Raw genomic sequence first — 9006 nt, forward strand, 5'->3', positions numbered from 1 at the left:
GTGCCCCGGCACCACCAGTTCCCGGTAGTCGTCGTCCCACTGGTCCTCCCGGTCGGTGACGGTGACCGACTGGTCGGCGGCGCGGGAGTCCTGGGGGAGATGCCCGACGCCGGCCGTGCGGGAGACCGAGCCCGCGGCGGGCCGCAGGACGCCCGCCAGGGTGTGCAACAGGGTCGTCTTCCCGGCGCCGATGGGGGCACCTCCCTGCTCGAGCGAAGCCGAGAGCTTGGGGGAGGCCGACCAGGCCGATGCGGTCGCCGGGGGACACGTGGAAGGAGACGCCGGACAGCAGCAGACGCGCACCTGCGCGCACGTCGACATCACGAACGGTGATCATGAGGAAACGCTCCGAACAAGCAAGAGGGCACACGGGTGGCGTGGAAGTGGGTCCTCAGCTAGGAAATTCGGGGCGTGGACATGCGGTCACGGTAACGGGCACGACGCCGGGAGCGCCTCCGGCTTTTCGGCCGGGCGGCTCAGCGCGCTACGGCAGTTCGAAGCCGAGTGCCCGCGCCGCCTCCTCCGGTGTCGGCTGGGCCCAGCGCTCCGCCACCGCCTGGTTGGACGACAGTGAACGCGACTCGGCACGGTCCAGGTACAGGACACCGTCGAGATGGTCCGTCTCGTGCTGCACGATCCGTGCCGGCCAGCCCGCGAACACCTCGTCCAGGGCCTGCCCGTGCTCGTCCTGCCCGGTCAGCCGCACCTCGGCGTGCCGCACCACCACCGCCTGCCAGCCCGGCACGCTGAGGCAGCCCTCGAAGAACGCGGCCCGCGGGTCGCCGACGGATTCGTAGGCGGGATTGACCAGCACCCGGAACGGCTGCGGCACCCGCCCGCGCGTGAGACGCACCTCCTCCGGCACCGGCGCCGGATCCTCGATCACCGCGATCCTGAGCTCCACACCGACCTGCGGCGCCGCCAGACCGACCCCGGGCGCAGCGCGCATGGTGACCCGCAGGGCCTCGACGAACCGGGCCAGCAGCGCGGGCTCCAGCTGACCGTCGTACGGCTCGGTGCCCTGCCGCAGCACCGGGTCGCCGGCCGCGACCATGGCCAACGGGAGACCTCCGTCGAGGAGTTGCTCGACCCGCTCGGTCAGGGGTGCGTGATCGTCCGAGGTTCCCATCGCGCCAGGATGGCACGGCACCCCCCACCCCCGCGTGACGCACATCACACATGCTCTTCGGGAACTGAACGCCCCGCCGCCCCGACTACTGCACCGCAACGGCCACCGCCCACACCGCACCGGCCCTGAAAACGTCCCCCGGAGAAGCCTGCCGATGACCACCGCTCCCTCGACCACCACGGACGAGGCCCCGCGACCAGCCGCCCCGGCGCCGTCGAAGAACAGCTGGGCACCCCTGCGCCCACTGATCTTCCGCCTGCACTTCTACGCCGGGGTCCTGGTGGCGCCGTTCCTCCTCGTCGCCGCCGTCACCGGCCTGCTGTACGCAGGGTCCTTCCAGGCCGAGAAGCTCGTCTACGACCACGAACTGACCGTCCCCGTGGGCGAGCGGAAGCTGCCGATCAGCGAGCAGGTGGCCGCCGCCCACAAGGCACACCCCGAGGGCACCGTCTCGGCCGTACGCCCCTCACCGGAGGCCGACGCGACGACCAGGGTGATGCTGTCCGGTGTCCCGGGCGTCGACGAGGGCCACGCGCTGGCCGTGTTCGTCGACCCGTACACCGGCGCGGTGCGCGGCTCGCTCGAACAGTACGGCTCGACCGGTGCGCTGCCGCTGCGCACCTGGATCGACGAGTTCCACCGGGACCTGCACCTGGGGGAGTCGGGGCGGCTGTACAGCGAGCTGGCGGCCAGCTGGCTGTGGGTCATCTCGGCGGGCGGTCTGGCGCTGTGGTTCTCCCGCCGCCGCGCCCAGCGCAAGGTGCGGGGGGTGAAGGGGCGGCGCCGCACCCTCGCACTGCACGGCAGTGTCGGCGTATGGGCGGCGGCCGGGTTCTTCTTCCTCTCGGCGACCGGTCTGACCTGGTCGGCCTATGCCGGGGCCACCGTCGCCGAGCTGCGGACCTCGCTGGGCCAGGCCACCCCGTCGGTGTCGGCCGCCGCGGGCGGTGAGCACTCCGGCCACGGCTCCGCCGCCGGGCAGGCGGGCGAGGCCGCACACGGCGTGGGCCTGGACAAGGTCCTGGCGGCGGCGCGGGCCGAGGGGCTCGGCGATCCAGTGGAGATCGTGCCGCCCGCCGACGCCACCTCGGCGTACGTCGTGAAGCAGGTGCAGCGCAGCTGGCCTTCCAAGCAGGACGCCGTCGCGATCGACCCGGCCGGCGGCGAGGTCACCGATGTCCTGCGGTTCGCGGACCACCCGGTCCTCGCGAAGCTCACCCGGTGGGGCATCGACCTGCACACCGGCGTCCTGTTCGGCCTGGCCAACCAGATCGCCCTGATGCTGCTGGCGCTCTCCCTGATCCTGCTGATCGTGTGGGGCTACCGCATGTGGTGGCAGCGCGGCCGCGGCACCGCCTTCGGCCGTCCGATCCCGCGCGGCGCCTGGCAGCAGGTCCCGCCGCAGCTCTCCGTGCCGCTGCTGGCGGGCATCGCCGTACTCGGATATTTCCTGCCCCTGTTCGGCATCCCGCTGGCGGCCTTCCTCGCCGTCGATATCCTGCTGGGGGAGATCTCCTATCGGCGGGGGCGGCGGTCGTACGGGACACCGGCCGGATAGCAGCCCCCTCAGGCACACGGGTGCCCGGCTCCCCCGGGAGCCGGGCACCCTCGTGTACGGCGCGGTCAGAGCTGTTCGAAGTCACCCGCGAGCGCCGAGGCGATCCGCAGATGCGCCTCCGCCTCCTCGTGCCGGCTCTGCCGCTGCAGGGTGCGGCCGAGCATCAGCCGGGCGTAGTGCTCCACGGGGTCCCGCTCGACGATCGTCCGCAACTCTGCCTCAGCGCGACGCAGTTGGGCCGAGTGGTAGTAGGAGCGTGCCAGGAGCAGCCGGGGCCCGGTCTGCTCGGGCACCTCCTCGACGAGCCCGACCAGGACGCGCGCGGCGGCGGCGTAGTCCTTGGCGTCGAAGAACAGCTGCGCGCGCTCCCAGCGCTCGGCCGGAGTTCCTTGGGCGTAGTACGTCGTGTCCTGGGTGGTGTTCACTCGTGCCTCCTTCGAGGCCGACAACCGAACCTGTTGGTTCGATATTCCACTACCTCGTCGAGCTCATCGGCGCAGCGCCGTCAGCTCGGCACCGGCGCGCTCGGTGACGAGGCTCAGCACCCGGCCCGTCACGGCCAGGTCCTCCGCCGGGATGCCGTCGTAGATCCGGGCGGTGACGGGTGCCGTCTCGCTCGAGGTGGTGGCGTACAGCTCGCGCCCGGCGTCCGTGATCCGCACTCCCGACGACCCGTCCGGAGTCAGCAACTGCGCGGCGATCAGCTCATCGAGCACGCGGTGCACCTCGGCCGCGTCGATCTTCAGGGCGCCGGTGACACCGTCCACGAGCTGCTCGCGCCCGACCGGGCCGTCGGCGACGGCGGCGAGCCGGAGGGTGACGGACTGCTGGAAGGTGACGCCGTGCCGGGCCAGCACACGTTCGAGGAGAGCGCGGCCGGCGTAGTGGGCCAGGGCGATGTCGCGGGGGCCGACCGGGGGAGTGCTGGTGTTCATGACTGCTCCGTCTCGTGCTCGCTGAAGGGATCAAGAGGCGCGTCGAGCAGGGCCGTCAACTCGCCCATGAAGGCCCGGGTACGCGCACTGCCGAGGCCGCCGAGCGGGTCGAGGAACTGTTGGAGGAGCCCGTGGACGACCTCGACCGCCCGCCGGGTGACGTCGCGGCCCTGCTCGGTGAGGGCGAGCTGCACCGCGCGCGGGTCGCGGGGGTCCCTGGCGCGCTCCAGGTGACCGGCGGACTCCAGTGCGCGGGCCAGCTTCGACACGTAGAGCGGCTCGAGTCCGGTGTGGTCGGCGAGGCGGCGCTGGCTGGGCCGTTCGCCGGAGCGCTGCATGCCGTACAGCGACGCGACCAGCGAGTACTGCGCGTGGGTGAGTCCCAGCGGGGCCACCGCACGGTCGACCGCGACCCGCCACCTCATCGACAGCCGCCACACCAGGAAGCCCGGCGTCGCACCCTCGGAACCGTTGCTCATGCTGAATACAGTACATAGCTACTATGTACATGGCTACTATTTTGGGAACGCCGACGGGAGGCCGACGGGACGCTCACGGCGCGGCCCGAACGTGACGCTGACGCAAGCCCCTGCGCCGGACTAGGTTGTGCGCCATGAGCAATCTTGAGCGCGAGGCGGCCCCCTCCCTGTGCGGTGGCCGCGGCTTCGTGGTGGCGGAGCCGGTGCGTGAACTCCTCAGCCCTCGCCGGGTGAAGCTGGGCGAGTCGAGCGAGGTCCGCCGGCTGCTGCCCAATCTCGGCCGCCGCATGGTCGGAGCATGGTGCTTCGTCGACCACTACGGCCCCGACGACATCGCCGACGAGCCCGGCATGCAGGTGCCGCCGCATCCCCACATGGGTCTGCAGACCGTGAGCTGGCTGCACGAGGGGGAGGTGCTGCACCGCGACTCCACGGGCAGCCTCCAGACGATCCGCCCGCGTGAACTCGGCCTGATGACCTCCGGCCGGGCCATCAGCCACTCGGAGGAGAGCCCGCGCTCACACGCCCGCTTCCTGCACGGCGCGCAGCTGTGGGTCGCGCTGCCCGACGGGCACCGCCACACCGACCCGCGCTTCGAACACCACGCCGACCTGCCGGTCGTCACGGCACCCGGCGTCACGGCGACGCTGATCCTCGGCGACCTCGACGGCGCGACGTCACCCGGCACGGCGTACACCCCCATCGTCGGCGCCGACCTCGCCCTGAGCCGAGGCGCGGACGTACGCCTCCCTCTGGAACCGGACTTCGAGTACGCCGTGCTGTCCATGTCGGGCGAGGCCCACGTCGACGGCGTCCCCGTCCTCCCCGGCTCCATGCTCTACCTCGGCTGCGGCCGCAGCGAGCTCCCCCTGCGGGCCGAGTCGGACGCGGGCCTGATGCTCCTGGGCGGTGAACCGTTCGAGGAGGAACTGATCATGTTCTGGAACTGGATCGGACGGTCGCAGGGGGAGATCGAGCAGGCGCGGTGGGACTGGATGGAAGGGGCAAGATTCGGAGAGGTGAAGGGATACGACGGTGCTCCGCTGCCTGCCCCCGAGCTGCCGCCGACTCCTTTGAAGCCGCGAGGAAGGGTGCGCTGACCTGACGCCGGATGGTCTGGACGCCATGGTGTGTCCCCGCATCACGCGATCCGCGACACCTTCGCCGCCCTGGAAGAGCAGACGACGGCCGGGCACATGGCCGGACCGGGGTCGATGCGGTACCGGTAGCCGGAGCGGTCGCAGGCGACGTACCCCTGCCCGGGGGCGATGGGCAGGCCCGGTGTCCTCACTTCTTCAGGACGAGCCCGGCGACCAGGCTACGTCGCTCAAGGGGGCGTCACCACGACACCTCGCGGACGTCGGCCCGGCTCTGCGGCTGGATCGTGGCGGTGATCTCCGACCGGTGGCGGCTCGCCGAGAACGTCACCGTGAGCGTCTGCGCCGCTGTCCGGCTCGTACTCACCGTGAACCCCCGGTTCGGCACCGCCGAGATCAGGCACACCGCGTCGTCGCCGAACCGCACGGTGGCCTTGCCGCCCTCGGACGACACCGTGTAGACGCCGGCGCCGCCCTCCTGGCACCCCGAGCCGTCCGCGCCGGTCGGCGCCCCCGGGGTACTGGTGGGGCCGGTGGGCGTCGGCGTGGGCGTCGGGCTGGGATCGGTCGCCGGCTCGCTGCTCCGGGGCGGCGGGCTGGGCCTGCGGCTGCTCGCCGACGGACTCGGGGAGGGCTTCGCGGTGGTGGGGCCGGGCCGCGGGGACTTCAGGGGCTCACTCGGCGCCGACTGCGCGACCGGCGCGGTCGGCCGGGTCGACCCCACCACGAAGTGAATCGTGAGGATGACAGCGGTGACACTGGCTGCCGTGCAGGCCAGCCATATGATCAGGTAGCGCAGGAGGCGGGGCACGACACCATAGTGACGGACCGGCTAACGTGCCTGCTCATGGCCTCCGTACTTGTCGTCGAGGACGACCCCGTCATCCGGGCCGCGCTGATCGAGGTCTTGACCGGGCAGGGCTACGCGGTCAGGACCACCCACCAGGGTTTCGAGGCGCTGCGCGAGATCACCCAGAGCCCGCCGGACATCGTGGTGCTGGACTTGGGGCTGCCCGATCTCGACGGCCTCGACGTGCTGCGCATGATCCGGGGCATTTCCCGCGTGCCGGTCCTGGTCGCCACCGCCCGTGACGACGAGAGCGAGATCATCCGGCTGCTCAACGCGGGGGCCGACGACTACCTGGTCAAGCCGTTCTCCGGCGGCCAGCTCGCCGCCCGGCTCGCGGCCGTGCTGCGCCGATCCGTGCCCGCCGATGTGACTGCGGCCCGGCGGCCCGTCCTGCAGGTGGCAGACCTGCGCATCGACCCGACCGCGCGCACCGCGCACCTGGCCGGCCGGGAACTGCCCCTGACCCGCCGAGAGTTCGATCTGCTCGCCTACCTCGCCGCCCACGCAGACCAGGTCGTCACCCGGCAGCGCATACTCGCCGAGGTGTGGCAGCAGCCGTACGTCGAGGACCAGACGGTCGACGTCCACCTCTCCGCACTCCGCCGCAAGATGGGCGAGAAGGCGCGAAAGCCCCGCTATCTGCGCACGGTTCGCGGCCTGGGCATCAAGTTGGTCAGCTCGCCATGAGACGTGCCCTCGCCGGGATCGCCCTGGCCGTCACCTCGATGGTGGCTCTGTCCTTCCTCATCCCCCTCGCCCTACTCGTGCGCGAACAGGTACGGGATCGGGCCACCACGGCCGCCGAGCAGCAGGCGTCCGCCCTGTCTCCGGTGCTCGCCCTCACCACCCGGCGCGCCGACGTGCAACAGGCCGTCGCCGAGCTCGGTTCCTCCGACCAGCTCGTCGTACGTCTGCCCGACGGCGGCTTCGTCGGCACCCCGCACGCGCCCCGGGACGCACTCGACCGGGCCGTGCGCGGGCGCGAGACGCTGGCCGTCGACACCGCCGGCGGCTGGGTCTACCTTCAGCCCGTCGTCCTGCAGGGCGACCGGGTCGCGGTCGTGGAAGCCTTCGTGCCGTCCGCAGACCTCACCCGGGGCGTGGCCGCGTCCTGGGGCGTCATGGCGCTGCTCGCGCTGGGGCTGGTCGGCGGTTCGGTACTCGTCGCCGACCGGCTCGGCGCCCGAGTCGTCCGGTCATCGCGCAGTCTCAAGCGCGCCTCACTGGCTCTCGGCTCCGGCGACCTGGACGTGCGTGTCCAACCTGACGGCCCGCCCGAACTGCAGGAGGCCGGTGCGGCGTTCAACACCATGGCCGACCGCGTCCTCGACCTGCTCGCCGTGGAACGCGAGCTGGTCGCCGACCTCTCGCACCGGCTGCGCACCCCGTTGACCGCCCTCTACCTGGAGGCCGACCGGATGGGGTCGACGCCCAGCGCCCGGCGGGTCGCGGAGGCGGCCGGCCAGTTGGAGAGCGAACTGGACTCGATCATCGCCGCGGCCCGTACACCGCTGGCGTCGGCGCGGTCGGCCCGTGCGGCGGCCGGCGCGGCGAAGGCGTGCGATGTCGCCGAGGTGGTCGCCATGCGTCTGGACTTCTGGTCGGTCCTCGCCACCAAGCAAGGACGGCCCTACGAGCGCTCCCTCACGCCGCGATTGGTGCCCGTCGCCTTCCCCGAGGACGACCTCGCGGCCGTCGTCGATGCCCTGATCGGCAATGTCTTCCGGCACACCCCGGAGGGCACCGCCTTCGCCGTGCGCGTCCAGCGGGCGGATCGTCACGTGTTCCTCACGGTCGACGACGCGGGACCGGGCGTGGCGGACCCCGACGCAGCGCTCACGCGCGGTGTGAGCGTCGGAGGTTCGACGGGGCTGGGCCTGGACATCGTGGCCCGGGCGTCCCGCGCGGCCGACGGCGAACTGACCATCACCCGGGCGCCATTGGGCGGCGCCCGGGTGCGGGTGTCGTTCGTACTGGCTGACGCGGGCAGGGCCGGCGGGGGGCGGTGACCGGGGTCAGCGACCGGCGCCGAAGTCCTGCGTCCACCAGGGGCCGCCGTCGCCGAAGTGGACGCCCACGCCCAGCTCCTTGAAGGAGCAGTTGAGTATGTTCGCGCGGTGTCCGGGACTGTTCATCCAGGACTTCATCACCGAGGCTGCGTCCCCCTGACCCTGGGCTATGTTCTCGCCCAGGGTCGACCACAGGTACCCCGCGGCCTCGACCCGGGTCGTCATCGTCGAGCCGTCGGGGCCGGTGTGGGACATCACGCCGCTGCTCGCCATGACGTCGCTGTAGTCGTCGGCGGCCCGGGTGAGCCGGTCGTTCGCCGTGACCGGCGAGCAGCCCGCCGCGGCCCGCTCCTTGTTGACCAGCGCGAGCACCTGGGCCTCGGTCCCGCCACCGGACTCGGAACCCGGCCCGGAGGCCGATCCCGTGCCGCCCGGCCGCGTGCCGCCGGAACCGCTCGCCGACCCGCCGCCGCTGCTCTTCGCCGTCGTCCCCGCGGGTGCCTTCGACGCGGAGACGGTGGTCTTCCGTGCACGGGGGGCGGGGCTCGCCGATTGCTTCCGCTTCCCCTTCGGCTTCGCGCTCGGCGAGCTGCTCGCCGTGGTGCTCGGGCTCGCCGAAGCAGAGGCGAGCGGCGCCGCACTGCCGGAAGGGTCCCCGGCGCCCGGCGTCCTGTCCGTGCTGTTCGCGACCACCCGGTCCGACGCGTCGCCGTCCTCGCCGCTGACGACGGCCACGGTGATCCCGACGCCCGCTATCGCAGCGACGACCCCCACGGCCAGTGCGGGACCGCGCGTCTTCGGCCCACTGCGGGGGCGGGCGCGGAAGCGGGACGGGCGAGCGGCTCGGCGGGAACCCATGCAGGACACCTCGGTCTGTCGGTCGGCTGACTCGGCCCCGTGTCCGGGGGGCGGCCTACACGGCCCCCGGCCGGTGGGGGGGGGGGGTGGC

12 protein-coding genes and 1 pseudogene are annotated in these 9006 nt (G+C 72.5%); 5 read left to right on the plus strand and 8 right to left on the minus strand.

Going from position 1 to position 9006, the window contains the following annotated elements; genetic code table 11:
• Positions 1-337: pseudogene (locus ABZ281_RS24550) on the minus strand (ATP-binding cassette domain-containing protein); the annotation flags it as partial.
• A 147-nt stretch (positions 338-484) separates the two neighbouring features.
• Entirely contained in the window at positions 485-1129 is a 645-nt protein-coding gene (locus ABZ281_RS24555; RefSeq protein WP_356658699.1) for a peptide deformylase, read from the minus strand.
• A 154-nt stretch (positions 1130-1283) separates the two neighbouring features.
• On the opposite strand from ABZ281_RS24555, the gene ABZ281_RS24560 reads away from it, so the two are divergent.
• On the plus strand, positions 1284-2687 hold the full coding sequence (locus ABZ281_RS24560; RefSeq protein ID WP_356658701.1) for a PepSY domain-containing protein: 1404 nt from the start codon (positions 1284-1286) through the stop codon (positions 2685-2687).
• Between the two features lie 65 nt (positions 2688-2752).
• Here ABZ281_RS24560 and ABZ281_RS24565 read toward each other — a convergent pair whose 3' ends face one another.
• The 3 genes from ABZ281_RS24565 to ABZ281_RS24575 all read right to left on the minus strand — a co-directional run bounded on the left by ABZ281_RS24565 (position 2753) and on the right by ABZ281_RS24575 (position 4101).
• A complete protein-coding gene (locus ABZ281_RS24565) occupies positions 2753-3112 on the minus strand; it encodes a tetratricopeptide repeat protein (RefSeq protein WP_356658703.1) in 360 nt (119 codons plus the stop codon).
• 63 nt (positions 3113-3175) lie between these two features.
• Positions 3176-3622: a MarR family winged helix-turn-helix transcriptional regulator gene (locus ABZ281_RS24570; RefSeq protein WP_356658705.1), complete on the minus strand. Its 447-nt coding sequence runs from the start codon at positions 3620-3622 to the stop codon at positions 3176-3178.
• The gene (locus tag ABZ281_RS24575; protein WP_356658707.1) at positions 3619-4101 is read right to left on the minus strand and encodes a MarR family transcriptional regulator; all 483 of its coding nucleotides are present in this window, start codon (positions 4099-4101) and stop codon (positions 3619-3621) included. Before ABZ281_RS24575 ends, ABZ281_RS24570 begins: the two co-directional genes overlap by 4 nt.
• Positions 4102-4235: 134 nt before the next feature.
• On the opposite strand from ABZ281_RS24575, the gene ABZ281_RS24580 reads away from it, so the two are divergent.
• Complete coding sequence (locus ABZ281_RS24580; protein WP_356658709.1) at positions 4236-5201, plus strand: pirin family protein; 966 nt, start codon at positions 4236-4238, stop codon at positions 5199-5201.
• Between the two features lie 41 nt (positions 5202-5242).
• Here the strand turns inward: ABZ281_RS24580 and ABZ281_RS24585 are convergent, their stop codons facing one another.
• Both ABZ281_RS24585 and ABZ281_RS24590 read right to left on the minus strand, forming a co-directional pair.
• Positions 5243-5392 carry a hypothetical protein gene (locus ABZ281_RS24585; protein ID WP_356658711.1) on the minus strand — a complete coding sequence of 50 codons (150 nt, stop codon included), beginning with the start codon at positions 5390-5392 and terminating at the stop codon, positions 5243-5245.
• A 47-nt stretch (positions 5393-5439) separates the two neighbouring features.
• Complete coding sequence (locus ABZ281_RS24590; protein WP_356658713.1) at positions 5440-5652, minus strand: hypothetical protein; 213 nt, start codon at positions 5650-5652, stop codon at positions 5440-5442.
• A gap of 79 nt (positions 5653-5731) precedes the next feature.
• On the opposite strand from ABZ281_RS24590, the gene ABZ281_RS24595 reads away from it, so the two are divergent.
• The 3 genes from ABZ281_RS24595 (at position 5732) to ABZ281_RS24605 (ending at position 8057) form a co-directional block, all read left to right on the plus strand.
• Entirely contained in the window at positions 5732-5932 is a 201-nt protein-coding gene (locus tag ABZ281_RS24595; RefSeq protein WP_356658715.1) for a hypothetical protein, read from the plus strand.
• A 113-nt stretch (positions 5933-6045) separates the two neighbouring features.
• Positions 6046-6735: a response regulator transcription factor gene (locus ABZ281_RS24600; RefSeq protein WP_298556982.1), complete on the plus strand. Its 690-nt coding sequence runs from the start codon at positions 6046-6048 to the stop codon at positions 6733-6735.
• Complete coding sequence (locus tag ABZ281_RS24605; RefSeq protein ID WP_356658717.1) at positions 6732-8057, plus strand: HAMP domain-containing sensor histidine kinase; 1326 nt, start codon at positions 6732-6734, stop codon at positions 8055-8057. Before ABZ281_RS24600 ends, ABZ281_RS24605 begins: the two co-directional genes overlap by 4 nt.
• A 6-nt stretch (positions 8058-8063) precedes the next feature.
• Here the strand turns inward: ABZ281_RS24605 and ABZ281_RS24610 are convergent, their stop codons facing one another.
• Positions 8064-8915: a CAP domain-containing protein gene (locus ABZ281_RS24610; RefSeq protein ID WP_356658719.1), complete on the minus strand. Its 852-nt coding sequence runs from the start codon at positions 8913-8915 to the stop codon at positions 8064-8066.
• Between the last annotated feature and the right edge of the window lie 91 nt (positions 8916-9006).

Source organism: Streptomyces sp. NPDC006265 (genome assembly GCF_040613555.1).
GTDB lineage: Bacteria > Actinomycetota > Actinomycetes > Streptomycetales > Streptomycetaceae > Streptomyces.

Bases quoted from the DNA above. Each gene is read 5' to 3' on its own strand.
- ABZ281_RS24555 (WP_356658699.1), bottom strand. From the start codon at position 1,129: ATGGGAACCTCGGACGATCACGCACCCCTGACCGAGCGGGTCGAGCAA.
- ABZ281_RS24560 (WP_356658701.1), top strand. From the start codon at position 1,284: ATGACCACCGCTCCCTCGACCACCACGGACGAGGCCCCGCGACCAGCC.
- ABZ281_RS24570 (WP_356658705.1), bottom strand. From the start codon at position 3,622: ATGAACACCAGCACTCCCCCGGTCGGCCCCCGCGACATCGCCCTGGCC.
- ABZ281_RS24575 (WP_356658707.1), bottom strand. From the start codon at position 4,101: ATGAGCAACGGTTCCGAGGGTGCGACGCCGGGCTTCCTGGTGTGGCGG.
- ABZ281_RS24580 (WP_356658709.1), top strand. From the start codon at position 4,236: ATGAGCAATCTTGAGCGCGAGGCGGCCCCCTCCCTGTGCGGTGGCCGC.
- ABZ281_RS24600 (WP_298556982.1), top strand. From the start codon at position 6,046: ATGGCCTCCGTACTTGTCGTCGAGGACGACCCCGTCATCCGGGCCGCG.
- ABZ281_RS24605 (WP_356658717.1), top strand. From the start codon at position 6,732: ATGAGACGTGCCCTCGCCGGGATCGCCCTGGCCGTCACCTCGATGGTG.
- ABZ281_RS24610 (WP_356658719.1), bottom strand. From the start codon at position 8,915: ATGGGTTCCCGCCGAGCCGCTCGCCCGTCCCGCTTCCGCGCCCGCCCC.